This window comes from Streptomyces sp. Y1, from assembly GCF_041053115.1.
In the GTDB taxonomy this organism is placed as follows: Bacteria; Actinomycetota; Actinomycetes; order Streptomycetales; family Streptomycetaceae; genus Kitasatospora; species Kitasatospora rubellomurina.
The window spans coordinates 7058422-7073777 of sequence record NZ_CP163445.1 but is presented as its reverse complement, the minus strand read 5'-3'; the positions used below and the strand labels follow the sequence as shown (position 1 = coordinate 7073777).

Here is a 15356-nt window from a genome sequence, read left to right as displayed (position 1 = left end):
CTGGAGGGGCTCAGGCCGTGCGGCGGGCGCCCGCCGAGGGGACGGCGGTGAAGGTGACCGGCTCGGCGAAGCCCGCCGAACGGAACGCCGCCCGGACGGCCTCCGAGACCTCCGCCACGCGCGCGGCCGCGACCAGGGCGATGACGGACCCGCCGAAGCCGCCGCCGGTCATCCGGGCGCCCAGCGCCCCGGCCGCGACGGCGGCCTCCACGGCGAGGTCCGTCTCGGCGCAGGAGACCCCGAAGTCGTCGCGCAGCGAGGCGTGTCCGGCCGTCAGGATCGGCCCCAGCTCGGCGATCCGGCCGGCGTCCAGGTGCTCGACGGTCGCCGTCACGCGCGCGTCCTCGGTCACCACGTGCCGTACCAGCGGCCGGAGTTCGCCAGGCAGCCGGTCCAGGGCGGCCGGCAGGTCGGCGGCGCGCAGGTCGCGCAGCGCGGGCAGGCCGAGCAGCTCGGCGGCCCGCTCGCAGCCGGCCCGCAGGGCGGCGTAGGCGCCGTCGCCGAGGTCGTGCTTGACCCGGGTGTCGATCACCAGCAGCCGCAGCCCGGCGGCCGCCAGGTCCAGCGGGACGTGCCGCTGCTCCAGCGTCCGGGTGTCCAGGAACAGCGCGGTGCCGTCCGTGCAGCAGGCGGAGGCCATCTGGTCCATGACGCCGCAGGGCACGCCGACGAAGGCGTTCTCGGCCCGCTGGGCGAGCACGGCGAGCTCCGGCGCGGACAGGCCGAGCCCGTACAGGTCGTTCAGCGCGGCGGCGGTCGCGCACTCCAGGGCGGCCGAGGAGGAGAGCCCGGCCCCGGTCGGCACGTCGCTGTCGACGAACAGGTCGGCCCCGCCGATCGCGTGTCCGGCCTCGGCGAGCGCCCAGAACACGCCCGCCGGGTAGGCGGCCCAGCTGGTGACGACGCCGGGCTTCAGGTGGTCGAGCGCGAGGTCGGTGATCGTGCCGTCGCCCTGGGCGCTGAACAGGCGCAGCCGGCCGTCCGCGCGGCGGCGGGCGGTGATCCGGGTGGTGTGCGGCAGGGCGATGGGCAGGACGAAGCCGTCGTTGTAGTCGGTGTGTTCGCCGATCAGGTTCACCCGGCCGGGGGCGGCCCACACGCCGCTCGGGCGTGCGCCGTGGACGGTCTCGAAGTCGGCGGCGGCCTCGTCGGTCATGTGTCAGCTCCATGCCTGGTGCTCGTCGTGGTTCCCGTTCGTGCCGTGGTGCAGCGAACGGACGCGAATTCCGACATAATCAAACACGACCGCCCTCGCGGTCAACATCTGCGATGTCCATGTTCAGTCGGGCCGAGTCGGCCGCCCGGAGCAGCCGCCACCAGCCACGATGCCTGTTGACAAGCGATCATCTCTGTTTGAATCTGTTGAAGCTCGAGACTGCCGGGCCGACATCCCACGCGTAAGGAGTACAGCGGTGCACAGAACCGCCACCACGTTGGCCGACGGCCGCGAGCTCGTCTACTTCGACCGGGAGCCGGGCGCGGCCCGCGACCTCGTGGACCGGCGGCCGCTGGAGCCGACCGCCAGCCTCTCCGAGACCCGGCTCGACCCGGTCCTCGGCGAGTGGGTCACGGTGGCCGCGCACCGCCAGCAGCGGACCTACCACCCGCCGGCCGGCGAGTGCCCGCTGTGCCCCTCCCGCGACGGGCGGCTCAGCGAGATCCCGGCCGCCGACTACGAGGTCGCGGTGTTCGAGAACCGCTTCCCCTCGCTCGCCACGGGCGCCGCCGACCACGTCGCGGCCCGGGACGAACCGCTGCACACCCTCCGGCCGGGCGACGGCCGCTGCGAGGTGGTCTGCTTCACCTCCGACCACGACGCCTCCTTCGCCGACCTGGACGAACCCGGTGCGCGCCTCGTGCTGGACGCCTGGACGGACCGCACGGCGGCGCTGTCCGCCCTGCCCGGCGTCCGGCAGGTGTACTGCTTCGAGAACCGCGGCACGGAGATCGGCGTCACGCTGGCCCACCCGCACGGGCAGATCTACGCCTTCCCCTTCGTCCCCTCCCGCACCACCCGGATGATCGCCCGGGCCGAGGCGCACCGGGCCCGTACCGGCCGGAACCTCTTCGAGGACCTGCTCGCCGTCGAACGGGACTCCCCCGAGCGGCTGGTGCTCCAGGGCGAGCACTGGACCGCCTTCGTCCCGTTCGCCGCCCGCTGGCCGTACGAGGTGCACCTCTACCCGCACCGCCGGGTCCCCGACCTCACCGCGCTCGACGAGGCCGAACGCGCCGAGTTCCCCGGCCTCTACCTCGACCTGCTGCGCCGCTTCGACGCGCTGTTCCCCGCCGAGCCCGGCGCGGCGCCCAACCGGACCCCGTACATCTCGGCCTGGCACCAGGCGCCGAAGGAGGGCGGCGCCGAACTCGCCCTCCACCTGGAGCTGTTCACCATCCGGCGGGCGCCCGGCAAGCTCAAGTACCTGGCCGGCGTGGAGTCCGGGCTCGACGCCTTCGTCACCGACGTCAGCCCGGAGTCCGCCGCCGAGCGGCTGCGGGGCGCCGGGTCCGCCTGACGCACCGGCAGCGGCCGCCCGCCCCGGGAGGGACGGGCGGCCGCGAGCCGTCCTGCCGAAGGCCCGTCACTCGCGGTAGAGCAGGAGGGTGCCGCCGGCCAGGACGGCGCTGGCGACCAGCGCCCAGGCGGTCTGCCCGTGCAGCACGAGGACGGCGCCCGGGGCCGCGCCGGCGAGCATGGCGGCGACGGAGAGGACCTTCCGGCGCCGGCGGGGGGAGGCGCCGCCGGCGAGGCGGGAGTCGGCGGCCAGGCCGGTCAGGGTGAGGGTGAGCACGGTGGTGGTGAGGTCCGGCACGCCCAGGCCGCGGACGGTGCCGTTGCGGATGCCCATCGCCAGGGCGAGCAGGGCGATCACGGCGTCCCGCGCGGGCCCGTCCGCGCCCCGGGCGAAGACGACGGCGGCCGCCGCGCCGTACAGCGCGACCTCCAGGACGAAGACCGTGCGCAGCCGGGCGGAGCGCCGGGTTCCGGCGTACCGGGTGGCGAGCCGGCCGGCCAGGAGCGCGCCGAGGAGGAAGGCCGCGAGCGAGATCGACGAGCCGAGGACGGAGAATCCGGGTGCTCCGGCGAGCGCGAAGGCGATGACGACGACGTTGCCGGTCATGTTCGCGGTGAAGACGTGGCCGAGGCCGAGGTAGCTGACGGCGTCGATCAGGCCGCTGACCAGGGTGAGGCCGAACAGGGCCAGGGCGAGCGGGTGGCGGTCGTGGATCTCCGCTCCGGGCACCGGCGGCGGCGGTGCGGGGCGGGAATCGGGTACGGGCGTGGTCACGACGGCTCCTCGGGCGGTGGGGGGAACGTGGGCGGGGGCACCGCCGTGGTCCGGCGGTGCCCCCGGGTGGAAGCGGCTCGCGGTCAGAAGCCGCGGGTCAGAAGAAACAGGTCAGAAGAAGCAGGGGTCCAGCGGCGCCTGCGGCTGCCCGGGCAGGGCGAGGCCGCGCGCCGCGCGCCAGGCGTGCTGCTCGCCGGAGGCGGCCACGGCCTCCAGCACGCCCTCGGCCTGGCGGACGCCGGTCGGGCCGGGGGCGGGGGTGGCGTGGTAGCCGCCGAAGCGGGTGACCGGGCTCCAGGAGGGCGTCACCACGGGCGGCTCCGGCGCCAGGCCCTGGTGCTCCGCGGTGGCGTGGACGATCCGCCCGCCGACGACGGTGAGGACGGACTCGATGTGCGGGATGTCGGCCTCGGGCACGGTGAAGTAGTCGGCGCTGAGCAGCGCGAGGTCGGCGTAACTGCCGACCGTCAGACGGCCCTTGACCTCCTCCTCGCCGGTGAGGCGGGCGCCGCCCAGGGTGTAGAGCTCCAGGGCCTGCTCACGGCCGAGCCGGTTGTGCGCGGCCGCGAGGCGCCGGCCGCTGACCGCCCGGCCGGAGACCAGCCAGTGCAGGGCGACCCAGGGGTTGTAGGAGGAGACCCGGGTGGCGTCGGTGCCCGCCGCGACGGTCAGGCCCCGGTCCAGCATGGCGCGCAGCGGCGGCGCCTCGGCGGCGGCCGCAGCGCCGTAGCGCGAGACGAAGGCCTCGCCCTGGAAGGAGAGGCGGTTCTGCACGGAGACGGCGCCGCCCAGGGCCGCGATGCGGTCGAGGCTGTCCGGGCTGACGGTCTCGGCGTGGTCGAAGAGCCAGCGGTTGCCCTGCGGGAAGAGGCCCTCGGCGGCGAGCTTCTCGAAGACGGCGAGGTCGCGGCGGATGGTCTCGTCGTAGGTGGCGTGCAGCCGGAAGCCCCAGCCGTGCTCGGTCAGCAGCCGGACGGCTTTCTCGAACTCCGCCTCGTAGGAGCCGAGTTGCGGCCGGGGCTCGGTGAAGTTCTCGAAGTCGGCGGCGGCCCAGGTGAGGTTCTCCCCCGCGCCGTTGAGGCGCAGCCACGCGTCGCCCTCCCCGGGGCGCACGGTCTCGACCCAGCGGGTGAGGTCGTCCAGTTCCTGCCCGGCGGTCTGCGGGAAGAGGTGGTAGGCGATGCGCAGGGTCAGCTCGCCGCGGCGGGCGAGCTCCATGACGGTGCCGTAGTTCTCGGGGAAGCTCTGGAAGCCGCCGGCGGCGTCGATCGCGGAGGTCAGGCCGAAGCGGTTCAGCTCACGCAGGAAGTGCCGGGTGGAGCCGATCCGGTCGGCCTCGTCCAGGGTCGGCGCCTTGGCCAGGGTGGAGTAGAGCAGCAGCGCGCCGGGGGCGGCGATCAGCAGGCCGGTGGGCTCGCCGTCGTGGCCGCGCACGATCTGGCCGCCCGCCGGGTCGGGGGTGTCCCGGGTGAAGCCGGCGGCGCGCAGCGCGGCGCGGTTGAGCAGCGCCGACTGGTAGAGGTGCAGCACGAAGACGGGGGTGTCGGGCGCCGCCGCGTCGAGTTCCGCCAGGGTGGGCAGGCGCCGCTCGGCGAACTGGTCGGCGGACCAGCCGCCGACCACCCGTACCCACTGGCCGGGCGGGGTGCGCTCGGCCTGCAGCCGGAGCATGGCGAGGGCCTCGCGCAGCGTCGGGACGCCGTCCCAGCGCAGCTCCAGCACGTAGTTGAGGCCGCCGCGGATGACGTGCAGGTGCGCGTCGTTGAGTCCGGGGACGGCCCGGCGGCCGAGCGCGTCGACCACCCGGGTGCCGGGGCCGACCAGCGGGGCGACGTCCGCGTCGTCGCCGACCGCCTGGACCAGTCCGTCCCGGACGGCCACGGCGGTGGCCCGGGGGCGGCGCGGGTCGTTGGTGTGCACCTTGGCGTTGCGCACCACCAGGTCGGCGGGCTGCTCGGGGGTGCCGGGGCGGATTCCGGCGACGGGCATGGTGGACAAGGGGGTCCCTTCGTTCGGTGGCGTTCGAACCTAGGCGGTCGACGGCGCGCGAAGGGCTTCCGCAGCGCATGGGCGGTTGCCCCGCAGCGCACTGTGGCGGTCGGCCGGTCCGGCCCGAACGGCCGTGCGTTGTCGGGACAGTCCCGGGCGCACAGCGAGCAGACCACCCGGGCCGCCGCGCCCTAGCGTCGTCGACGGAGGCGCCCCGCCGATCGCGGGGCAGCCTGATGGAACGTCAATTCTGTGCACTGCCAAGGAAAGAGAAGACCCATGGTCGACTTCGCCACCGTCCACGCCGCCCCGAGCCCCGACCTGCTCACGCCCGACAACGCGATGATGCTGTTCGTCGACCACCAGCCGCAGATGTTCTTCGGCACCGGCAGCGGCGACCGCACCGCGATCATCAACGCGACCGTCGGCCTGGCGAAGGCCGCGAAGATCTTCGACGTGCCGACCGTGCTGTCCACCGTCGCCGCCGAGTCCTTCTCCGGCCCGCTCCTCCCGCAGCTGCGGGCCGTCTTCCCCGACCAGGAGGTCATCGACCGCACCAGTATGAACGCCTGGGAGGACGAGGCCCTGGTCGAGGCGGTCAAGGCGACCGGCCGTCGCAAGATCGTCCTCTCCGGTCTGTGGACCGAGGTCTGCCTCGTCCTGCCGGCCCTGTCCGCGCTGGACCAGGGCTACGAGGTCTACGTCGTCTCGGACGCCTCCGGCGGCGTCAGCCCGCTGGCCCACGAGCACGCCCTGCAGCGGATGACCGCCGCCGGCGCCGTGCCCGTCACCTGGATCCAGGTCCTGCTGGAGCTCCAGCGCGACTGGGCCCGCGCCGAGACCTACGTCCCGGTGACCGAACTGGTCAAGGAGCACGGCGGCGCCTACGGCCTGGGCCTGGTCTACGCCCACGCCATGATCGACCCGCACGCCGCCGGCTGACGGCCCGCACCGAACCGACGGAGTCCGACATGAACACGGGCCTTCTCCTGCTGCGCCTGGTCACCGGTCTGCTGATCGCGGGCCACGGCGTCCAGAAGATCAGCTTCCGCCTCGGCGGCAACGGCCTGGAGGGCGGCAGCGCCGAGTTCCGGGGCGACGGCTTCCGCGGCGGCAAGCTCACCGCGCTGGCCGCCGGCGGCACCCAGATCGGCGCCGGACTGATGCTGGCCGCCGGCCTGCTGACCCCGCTGGCCGGCGCGGGGCTGATGGGCGTGATGACGGTCGCGCTGACGGTCAAGTGGCCCCACGGGCTGTGGGTGCAGCACGACGGGTACGAGTTCCCGTTCGTCCTGATCGTCATCGGCGCGGCGCTGACCGCCACCGGCCCCGGCCAGTGGTCGGTGGACGGCGCCCTCGGCCTGGCGCACTGGGCGCTGTGGTGGCTGCCCGCGGCCGTGGTCGCCGGGGTGGGCGGCGGCCTGGCCACCCGGGTCGCCCTGCACCGCGCCTGAGGCGGCCGCGCCCGGACCGTCGCGGGCCCCGGGCAGCGCAAGCCGCCCGGGGCCCGCAACCGCCGGAACGTCGACGGCGAACCCATTCCCTTGTGAACGACCGTCATCCCCAGGGGGGTGACGAGGAGGCGACTGACAGATGAGCGGATCCGAGGAGTTCGACGTCGTGGTGATCGGCGCCGGCCCGACCGGGGAGAACCTCGCCGACCGCGCGCGAGCCGGCGGGCTGAGCGTGGCGATCGTGGAGGGGGAGCTCGTCGGCGGCGAGTGCTCCTACTGGGCCTGCATGCCGAGCAAGGCGATGCTCCGCCCGCCGGCCGCCCTGCGGGACGCCCGGCGGCTGCGCGGCGCCCGGGAGGCGGTCACCGGCGCCCTCGACGCCGCGGCGGTGCTGCGCCGGCGCGACGGCTTCGCCTCGCACTGGAAGGACCACGGCCAGGTGGCCTGGCTGGAGTCCGCCGGGATCACGCTCGTCCGCGGGCACGGCCGGCTGGACGGCCCGCGGCGCGTGCGGGTGGAGGGCACCGACGGAGCCCGCCGCGTCCTGACCGCCCGGCACGCCGTGGCGGTCTGCACCGGCACCCGCGCCGCCCTGCCCGACCTCCCGGGCCTCGGGGGCGCGGGCGCCTGGACGAGCCGGGAGGCGACCGGTTCCGCCGCGGTCCCCGCCCGGCTGGCCGTCGTCGGCGGTGGCGCCGTCGCCACCGAACTGGCCACGGCCTGGAGCGCCCTGGGCAGCCGGGTCACCTTGCTCGTCCGCGGGTCCGGGCTGCTGCCGCGGATGGAACCCTTCGCGGGCGAGCTCGTCGCCGCCGCCCTGCGGGAGTCCGGTGTCGACGTACGGACCGGGGTGTCGGTGCGCGGCCTGACCCGCGACCGCGAGGTGGCCCTGGACCTCGGGGAACACGGTGAACTGCGCACCGACGAGGTGCTGTTCGCCACCGGGCGAAGGGCCGCCACGGAGGACCTGGGGCTGGAGACGGTCGGCCTGGAACCCGGCGGGTGGATCGCGGTGGACGACACCGGGCTGGCCGTCGGCGTGGACGGCGGCTGGCTCTACGCCGCCGGCGACGTGAACGGCCGCGCGTTGCTGACCCACCAGGGCAAGTACCAGGCACGGGTGTTCGGCACCGCGATCGCCGACCGGGCGGCCGGCCGGGACCTGGACGTCGCCCCCTGGGGGCGCAGCGTCGCGACCGCCGACCGGGCCGGTGCGCCCCAGGTGGTCTTCACCGACCCGGAGGCGGCCTCGGTCGGCCTCACCCTCGCCGAGGCGACCGCCCGGGGCCTGCGGGTGCGGGCCGTCGACTACGACCTCGCCGACGTCGCGGGCGCCTCGCTGCACGCCGACGGGTACCGCGGCCGGGCCCGGGCCGTCATCGACCTGGACCGGGAGACCGTGGTGGGGGCCACCTTCGTCGGGTCCGGGGTCACGGAGCTGCTGCACTCGGCGACCGTCGCCGTCACCGCCGAGGTGCCGCTCGGCCGGCTGTGGCACGCGGTGCCGGCCTACCCGACCATCAGCGAGGTCTGGCTGCGTCTGCTGGAGACCTGGCGCGGCTGAGCAGGAAGCCCCCGGCGAAGACTGACGGTGCCGGGTCCGCCTTCGAGCGGACCCGGCCCGCGGTCAGGCCCGGGTCCCGGGGGTGACGACCAGGTGCTCGGCGAGGAACCAGACCTGGGTCTCGCCGGTGCGGATGATCTGGGACACCAGGAGGTCCTGGGTGCCGTCGTCGCCGAGCTCCGCGGTGCGGGTGGCGGCGTCGCGGACGTCGGCGAGGACGGTCTCGTGGGCGTCGAGCAGACGCGAGAGCATCGAGTGGACGTCCTCCACGCCGTCCGGCGGGCGCGGCACCCCGGTGATCAGCGCGGCGTGCCGTGGATCGCCCACGGCGACGCCGCCGAGCGTCTGCACCCGCTCGGCGAGCGCGTCGACCAGCTCCAACTGCTCCTGGGCGTGCTTGTCGAAGAGCAGGTGCAGCTGGTAGGCGGTCGGCCCGCGCATGCCCCAGTGGCACTTCTTGTACAGCGCGTACAGGAACTGGGTGTCCGCGAGGACGCGGTTGAGCCGCTGGCAGGAGTACTGCCGGGCGTCGTGGGAGAGCGCGATCGGCAGTTGGGTGACGGTTCCGAACTCCTGGATCTCGGCGGCGTGTTGGTGGAGGTGCGGCTGGCTGCTCATGGTGCTCCCGGGGATGGCTGGGCGGTTCGGGGACCAGGCTAGGAACGCGCCGGCCCACGGCCTGTTCCGACGGCGCACCGGCTGCGGTCCTTCCGCGCACCCGCACCGGGGCCGGGGCCCGCCCGACGCGCCGGGCGGCACCCGGAGCACTCTCGGGCGAGAGCGGGTGCTCTCCGAGGCCACCGGCCGGCGGCGGCCGCCCCTAGCGTGAGCCGCATCGCAGCCAACCCGCTGCCCGAGAAAGAGGAACCACCATGCCGTTCATCACCGTTGGCCAGGAGAACTCCACCTCCATCGACCTCTACTACGAGGACCACGGCACCGGGCAGCCGGTCGTCCTGATCCACGGCTTCCCGCTGAGCGGACACTCCTGGGAGCGCCAGAGCGCCGAGCTGCTGGCCGCCGGCTACCGCGTCATCACCTACGACCGGCGCGGCTTCGGCCAGTCCTCGCAGCCGACCACCGGCTACGACTACGACACCTTCGCCGCCGACCTCAACACCCTGCTGGAGACCCTCGACCTGCGCGACGCCGTGCTGGTCGGCTTCTCCATGGGCACCGGCGAGGTCGCCCGCTACGTGTCCGCCTACGGCTCGGCCCGCATCGCCAAGGTCGCCTTCCTCGCCTCCCTGGAGCCGTTCCTGCTCAAGACCGACGACAACCCGGACGGCGTCGCCACCAAGGACTTCTTCGACGGCATCGTGGCCGCCGTCAAGGCCGACCGGTACGCCTACTACACCGCCTTCTACCAGGACTTCTACAACCTGGACGAGAACCTCGGCAGCCGGATCAGCGAAGAGGCCGTCCGCAACAGCTGGAACGTCGCCGCGAGCGGCGGCTCCTTCGCCGCCTCGGCCGCCCCGACCACCTGGTACACCGACTTCCGCGCCGACATCCCCCGCATCGACGTCCCCACCCTCATCCTGCACGGCACCGGCGACCGCATCCTGCCCGTGGAGAACACCGCCCGCCCCTTCCACCGCGCACTGCCCTCCGCCGAGTACGTGGAGATCGAGGGCGCCCCGCACGGCCTGCTCTGGACCCACGCCGAGGAGGTCAACACCGCGCTGCTCGCCTTCCTCGCGAAGTGACCCGGGCGGCCGCGCCTCCCCCGACCGCGGCCGTCCGTCCCCTCGTCGGTGCCGCCGTCGCCCCTGGTTCGGACAGCGGCGGCACCGGCCACCCGCCCGCGCCCGGCGCCCGTTCGAGCGGGCGCCGGGCGCGCACCATGACCAGGAGGTCACCCGTGAAGCTTCGACTCGTCCGGCGCGTGGTCCCGTGGGTGGCGGCGGTCGCCGCGCTGACCGCGGTCCCCACCGCCTCGGCCACCCCGAGCGGTTCGGCGAAGCCGGGCCGGCACCAGCACTTCGCCGTCGGCCCGCAGTACGACACCACCCACGTGTACGTCGCGCCGGGCACCGAGCAGGCCTTCGTGGCCAGTTGGACGTCCACCTTCGGTGGCACCACGATCGGCCCGGTCTCCACCCAGGTGACCCCGGCGCCCAGCCGGACGCTCTCCGAGCTGATCGTGTCCCCGGTCGGCACGCTGTCGGTGTTCGACTACACCACGCCCGTCCCGTACCCGTTCGGCACCGAGCGCACCGGCTGGCTGGTGACCGACCTCGACCAGGCGGTCCGGGCCGCCCGCGCCGACGGCGCCGCCGTGACCGTGGCGCCGTTCACCGACCCGATCGGCCGGGACGCCGTCGTCCAGTTCCCCGGCGGGGTCAACGCCCAGCTGTACGTCCACACCACCGCGCCGTCCTACCCCGCCCCGGCGAGCGTGCCGGAGAACCGGCTCTACCTGTCGCCGGACTCCGTCGGCGCCTTCCTGGACAGCTATCTCGCCTTCACCCAGGGCCGCGTCGTCTCCGACGACCGGCGGGCCGACGGCGCCGCCATCGGCCTGCCCGGGACGACGTACCGGCTGATCCGGCTCACCTCCGGCTTCGGCGCCACCACCGTCGCGGTGACGGACGGCCACCTGCCGCACCCGTTCGGCCTGGAGACCACCGGCTACGGCGTGCCGGACCTCGGCGCCACCCTGGAGCGGGCGAAGGCGGCCGGCGCCACCGTGCTGTCGGGGCCGGTCCGCGCGGGCGGCCGGGAGAGCGCCGTGGTCCGGTTCCCGGGCGGCTACGTCGCGGAGGTCCACACCGACCGCTGACGTCAACCCACCGGCGCCGCACCGCCCGTCCTCACCAGGACGGGCGGTGCGGCGCCGTGTGGGGCGGCTGCGGCAGCCTGTTCGGACGGCGCCGGCCGGGGAATCAGGACGCCGGATCGCGCCCCTCGGCCCGGGTGGCGTAGGCCTGCCACTCGCGGGGCGAGACCCCGAATGCGTCCCGGAACGCCCGGCTGAAGTGGGAGTGGCTGACGAAGCCCCAGCGGTGCGCGACCGCGGAGACGCTGGTCTGCCGCCGGGACGGGCGCCCCAACTCCCGGCGGCAGGCGTCCAGTCGGCGCCTTCGGACCCACTGGCCCACGGTCATGCCGTCCTGCTGGAAGAGCTTGTGGAGATAGCGCACCGAGATGTGCTGCGCTCGGGCGATCGAGCCGGGCGAGAGGTCCGGGTCGGCGAGGTTCTCCTCGATGTGGACGCGGATCCGGGCCAGCAACTCGGCCGCACCGCCCGGGTGTTCCGGGTCCTCCCGGTCGAGCAGCTCGCCCACCAGGACGGCGACGATGTCGGAGGCGCCGCGCGCGAGGTGGTTGCCCGGCCGGGCCCGGTGGGCCCGCTCCTGAGCCGCCAGGGTGCGGAGGAACTGGGAGGCGAGCGAGCCGATCCCCTCGCTCCCCCGCGCCAGCAGCCCGCCCGCCCGCCGGACGTCGCCCTGGCGCACGCCCAGGTAGAAGCAGGGGACGCGGAAGCGGAGCATCCGGCACTCGGAGTCCTGCAGCAGGCCCGCCGGGTGCGGGGTGGCGCTGATCACCAGGTCCCCCGGGGCCAGGACCGTGCTGGCCCCGCCGCGCCGGACGGAGGCCGCGCCGTGGACGTGCAGGGCGATGTGGAGGCAGTCCTCGGAATCGGTCCCGGGCGGCGGGGAGAGGATGTCGATGCAGCCCTCGCCACCCTCGCGGGCGGCTCGGTCGAGCCGGTGCCCGGGGACATCGGCTTCTGTCGCGGGAGTTTCGGGCATGGGTGAGGGACCCGACTGGCTCACGGGAGTCTCCGACCGGTTGGAAGTGGTTCTGTGCGGATGCGGGGGCCTCCTCGCTCGACAGACCCCGGCGTCCTTCCTACAAGGAGCGGAACGAGATGGACAAACCTTCAACAAACCGGGGATCCGGCGGCTCCGCCCACCCCGGACGGTGCCCGCCCCGCCTGCCGCGCACCCCTCGGGGCAGGCCGCACCCGCGCCCTCGAAGGCAGCCAACTCGCCTGAAGAACCCAGGAGTTGAAACAACCGGAGGCCGCGCTTCGACGGCCGGCGAGGCCCCCTGAACCCACCGGTCCCCGCCGACCGGCCCGGCCGGAAGGACCCCCTGCCGCCCCCGTGCCCCCGCTCAGCGGTGCACGGACCGTCACATCACCGTGCACCGGCGGAACATCCCCGCCGCCTGCCTTGTACCCTCGGGAAGCCGGGAACAGTGGCACGGCCGGAACCGAACGACTCCGGCCGGAGTGGGCGGACGGGAAGTAGCTCGACATGGCAGGGTCAGGCGGTCCGCTGTCCCATCGCGGTCTGCGCGGCCGGGAGGCCGAACTCGCACGGCTCCAGGCCCTGATCGGCTCGGTGGCCGACACCGGGAGCGGCGGACTGGCCCTGATCCAGGGGGAACCGGGCATCGGCAAGACCACCCTGCTCGCCGAGGCCGCCGCCCGGGCCGCCGCGGCGGGGTTCTCCGTGGGCCTCGGCAAGGCCGAGGAGCTGCACCACATCGTCCCGCTCTCCTCGCTGGCGGCCAGCGTCCTGCACGGCGACCGGCCGCTGCTCTCCGGCGACGACCTCGCCGATCTCGCCCGCAACCACGACCAGCGGATCTGGCTGGTGGAGCGCCTGGCGGAGGCGATCGAGGCCAGGGCCACCGACGCGCCGGTGCTGATCGGGCTGGACGACGTGCAGTGGGCCGACGCACTGAGCCGGTTCGCCCTGCAGCAGCTGCCGACCCGGCTGCGGACCTCGCCGGTCCTGTGGCTGCTGACCGGACGCCGGGAGCCCGCCGGCCCGGCCGAGGAGATCGTGGCGGCCGCCGCCGGCAACCTCGCGACGGTCACGGTGGCCCTGGGCCCGCTGTCCGGCGCGGCCATCGGCCAACTGGCCGACGACACGCTCGGACCGGCGGTCGACGCATGGGTCCGGGACCTGCTCGACGGCGCCGGCGGGAACCCGTTCCTGGCGGTCGAGATGCTGGCCGGACTGCGCAGCACCGACGTCCCACGGGACGTGGTGCCCTCCCGGCTGGTGGTGGGCGTACGCGGCAGGCTCCGGTCCCTGCGGCCCGGCACGCTGCGCTTCCTGCAGATGGGCGCGGTGCTGGGCCGCCGGTTCGACTTCGAGGACGCCGCCGCGCTCTGCGACCAACCGGCCGCCGCCCTGCTCCCGGCACTCGAGGAGGCGGTGTGCGCCGGACTCCTGGACGACGACGGCGACCACCTGGTCTTCCGGCACGACCTGCTGCGCCAGGCGGTCTACGCCGACATCCCGCCCTCGGCCCGCAAGGCCCTGCACCGCGCGGCCGCCCGCCGCCTGGTCACCGCCGGCCGGCAGCCGATCGACGCGGTGCCGCACATCCTCCGGGGCGCCGTGCCCGGGGACGAGGAGGCCGTGGCGCTGCTGCGGCGCGCGGCCGACGACGTGCTGGCGGTGACCCCCGGCCCGGCGGCCGACCTGATGCTGCGCGCCCTCGAACTGGTGCCGTCGTCAGGGCAGTTGAAGTTCGAGGTGGGCGAGCAGACGATCCTCTGCCTGGCCCGGGCCGGCCGCAACCGCGAGGCGCTGGAGACCGGCGACCGGCTGCTGGCCGACCGGCCGCCGCTGGAGACCTTCGGCCGGCTCCAGTCCGCCCTGGGAGGGGCGCTGTGGACCATGGACCTCGCCGAGGAACTGCGCCGCCGGGCCGAGGCCGCGCTCGCCGCCGGCGGCTCCGCCCCGGAGATATGCGCCCGGCTGGCCGCCCTGCGCGCCCTGGCGCTGTCCCGCGGCCGTGACCTGGGCGTGGCTCGGGAGGCCGGCGAGACGGCGCTGCGGACCGCCACCGCGATCGGCGACCGGGAGGCCCACGTGCTGGCCCTGTCCGGCCTGGGCGAGATCGCGCTGAACGCGGGGGAGAACGCGGTCGCGCTGCAGCGCTTCGCCGCGCTCAGCACCATCGACTCCGCCTTCCTCCCCGAGGAGGTCGTCGCGCACGTGCACGTGGACGACTTCGCCTCCGCCGAGCGCCTGCTCCTGCGGGCGGCGGAGGGGGGCGGTGCGGTGCGTCAGGCCATGCTGCTGTGGGCCCAGGGCCAGCACGACCTGGGGCTCGGCCGACTCGACGACGCCGAGGCCGACTTCGTGACCATGGAACGCCTGGAGGACGAGGTGCGGGTGCCCGTCCAGCAGCTGAACGGGCGGGTGATCCGCTCCCGGATCGCCCTGCTGCGCGGCCACCGGAACGCGGCCCGGGAGCACCTGCTCGCCGCCCGGGAGCACCTGGCCGTCAAACCGAACGCGGGCAACACGGCCGCGGTGTCCTTCCTGGAGGCCGTCCATGCCGAGGCCGACGGGGACGTCGCCCTCGCCGTCGACCGGATCCGCCGGGTCCAGCAGCAGGGGCCCTTCCTGCGCTGGCGGCTGCTGCGCGACTGGGTCGACGCCGCGGTCCGCATGGCCCTGCGCGCCGGGGAGCGCGAGCTCGCCGAGGACCTGGCCGCGCAGGCCGAGGCCCACGCCGGGCGCAACCCCGCCGTGCCGACCGCCGCCGGCATCGCGGTGCAGGCCCGCGGGCTCGTCCGGAACGACCCCGCCGTGCTGGCACACGCCGTGGACCTGCTCGGCGCGAGCCCCCGCCCGCTGACCCGGGCCGCCGCCCACGCCGATCTCGGCCTGGCCCTGCTGGCCGCGGGGCGGCGGAGCCCGGCGGTGGCCGCGCTGGCGCTCGCGCGGGACACCTTCGCCGAGTCGGGCGCCCACGCCGCGGCGGCCCACGTCCAACGCGCCCTGGAAGGTGCCGGAGGCGAGAGCCGCCGGGCGGCCACCGTACGGCGGCCCGTCCAGGGCTGGGGCGCCCTCACCGCCTCGGAGGAGAAGGTCGCCCGCCTCATCGCCCAGGGCCACACCAACCGCTCGGCCGCCGACGTGCTCGTGGTGTCCCCGCACACCGTCAACACCCATCTGACGTCCGTGTTCCGCAAGCTGTCGATCGGCTCCCGGGTCCAGCTCGCCAACCTGGTCGCCACCCTCCCGGAGGTTCCCGACCTCTCCGGGGCCTGAGCGCGCCGGCTTGGTACGTTCACGC

The 15356-nt window shown here is 75.1% G+C and carries 12 protein-coding genes; 7 read left to right on the top strand and 5 right to left on the bottom strand.

The genetic code is table 11. The features are described from left to right. Nucleotides 1-10: 10 nt before the first annotated feature. Nucleotides 11-1156, bottom strand: a complete 1146-nt coding sequence (galK, locus tag AB2U05_RS30510) for a galactokinase (RefSeq protein WP_369184867.1) — start codon at nt 1154-1156, stop codon at nt 11-13. A gap of 256 nt (nt 1157-1412) precedes the next feature. Between galK and galT the strand changes: the two genes are divergently transcribed. Then, nucleotides 1413-2516, top strand: coding sequence for a galactose-1-phosphate uridylyltransferase (gene galT, locus AB2U05_RS30505; protein ID WP_369184866.1), 1104 nt, complete (start codon nt 1413-1415; stop codon nt 2514-2516). A 66-nt stretch (nt 2517-2582) separates the two neighbouring features. On the opposite strand, the gene AB2U05_RS30500 is transcribed toward galT, so the two are convergent. Beyond that, nucleotides 2583-3245 carry a YoaK family protein gene (locus AB2U05_RS30500; protein WP_045692068.1) on the bottom strand — a complete coding sequence of 221 codons (663 nt, stop codon included), beginning with the start codon at nt 3243-3245 and terminating at the stop codon, nt 2583-2585. A gap of 156 nt (nt 3246-3401) precedes the next feature. Further along, nucleotides 3402-5279, bottom strand: coding sequence for an amidohydrolase (locus tag AB2U05_RS30495; protein WP_369186015.1), 1878 nt, complete (start codon nt 5277-5279; stop codon nt 3402-3404). A 279-nt stretch (nt 5280-5558) separates the two neighbouring features. Here AB2U05_RS30495 and AB2U05_RS30490 point away from each other — a divergent pair, with 279 nt between their 5' ends. The 3 genes from AB2U05_RS30490 to AB2U05_RS30480 all read left to right on the top strand — a co-directional run bounded on the left by AB2U05_RS30490 (nt 5559) and on the right by AB2U05_RS30480 (nt 8297). Next, entirely contained in the window at nt 5559-6221 is a 663-nt protein-coding gene (locus AB2U05_RS30490) for a hydrolase (RefSeq protein WP_369184865.1), read from the top strand. Nucleotides 6222-6250: 29 nt separating this feature from the next. Next, nucleotides 6251-6733 carry a DoxX family protein gene (locus AB2U05_RS30485; protein ID WP_369184864.1) on the top strand — a complete coding sequence of 161 codons (483 nt, stop codon included), beginning with the start codon at nt 6251-6253 and terminating at the stop codon, nt 6731-6733. A gap of 139 nt (nt 6734-6872) precedes the next feature. Next, nucleotides 6873-8297 (top strand): NAD(P)/FAD-dependent oxidoreductase, encoded by a 1425-nt coding sequence (locus tag AB2U05_RS30480; RefSeq protein WP_369184863.1) that lies wholly within the window; start codon nt 6873-6875, stop codon nt 8295-8297. A gap of 63 nt (nt 8298-8360) precedes the next feature. On the opposite strand, the gene AB2U05_RS30475 is transcribed toward AB2U05_RS30480, so the two are convergent. After that, entirely contained in the window at nt 8361-8915 is a 555-nt protein-coding gene (locus AB2U05_RS30475; RefSeq protein ID WP_045692003.1) for a Dps family protein, read from the bottom strand. A 254-nt stretch (nt 8916-9169) separates the two neighbouring features. On the opposite strand from AB2U05_RS30475, the gene AB2U05_RS30470 reads away from it, so the two are divergent. Together AB2U05_RS30470 and AB2U05_RS30465 are read left to right on the top strand one after the other, a co-directional pair. Beyond that, entirely contained in the window at nt 9170-10006 is an 837-nt protein-coding gene (locus AB2U05_RS30470; protein ID WP_045692004.1) for an alpha/beta fold hydrolase, read from the top strand. A 155-nt stretch (nt 10007-10161) separates the two neighbouring features. Continuing rightward, nucleotides 10162-11082, top strand: coding sequence for a VOC family protein (locus AB2U05_RS30465; RefSeq protein ID WP_369184862.1), 921 nt, complete (start codon nt 10162-10164; stop codon nt 11080-11082). A 103-nt stretch (nt 11083-11185) separates the two neighbouring features. Here the strand turns inward: AB2U05_RS30465 and AB2U05_RS30460 are convergent, their stop codons facing one another. Next, entirely contained in the window at nt 11186-12055 is an 870-nt protein-coding gene (locus tag AB2U05_RS30460) for a helix-turn-helix domain-containing protein (RefSeq protein ID WP_369184861.1), read from the bottom strand. A gap of 510 nt (nt 12056-12565) precedes the next feature. Between AB2U05_RS30460 and AB2U05_RS30455 the strand changes: the two genes are divergently transcribed. Next, nucleotides 12566-15331, top strand: a complete 2766-nt coding sequence (locus AB2U05_RS30455; RefSeq protein WP_369184860.1) for an AAA family ATPase — start codon at nt 12566-12568, stop codon at nt 15329-15331. Nucleotides 15332-15356: the final 25 nt, after the last annotated feature.

Excerpts from the sequence above, each read along its gene's own strand:
- galK (WP_369184867.1), bottom strand. The coding sequence starts at position 1,156 with ATGACCGACGAGGCCGCCGCCGACTTCGAGACCGTCCACGGCGCACGC.
- AB2U05_RS30495 (WP_369186015.1), bottom strand. The coding sequence starts at position 5,279 with ATGCCCGTCGCCGGAATCCGCCCCGGCACCCCCGAGCAGCCCGCCGAC.
- AB2U05_RS30490 (WP_369184865.1), top strand. The coding sequence starts at position 5,559 with ATGGTCGACTTCGCCACCGTCCACGCCGCCCCGAGCCCCGACCTGCTC.
- AB2U05_RS30485 (WP_369184864.1), top strand. The coding sequence starts at position 6,251 with ATGAACACGGGCCTTCTCCTGCTGCGCCTGGTCACCGGTCTGCTGATC.
- AB2U05_RS30480 (WP_369184863.1), top strand. The coding sequence starts at position 6,873 with ATGAGCGGATCCGAGGAGTTCGACGTCGTGGTGATCGGCGCCGGCCCG.
- AB2U05_RS30475 (WP_045692003.1), bottom strand. The coding sequence starts at position 8,915 with ATGAGCAGCCAGCCGCACCTCCACCAACACGCCGCCGAGATCCAGGAG.
- AB2U05_RS30470 (WP_045692004.1), top strand. The coding sequence starts at position 9,170 with ATGCCGTTCATCACCGTTGGCCAGGAGAACTCCACCTCCATCGACCTC.
- AB2U05_RS30460 (WP_369184861.1), bottom strand. The coding sequence starts at position 12,055 with ATGCCCGAAACTCCCGCGACAGAAGCCGATGTCCCCGGGCACCGGCTC.
- AB2U05_RS30455 (WP_369184860.1), top strand. The coding sequence starts at position 12,566 with ATGGCAGGGTCAGGCGGTCCGCTGTCCCATCGCGGTCTGCGCGGCCGG.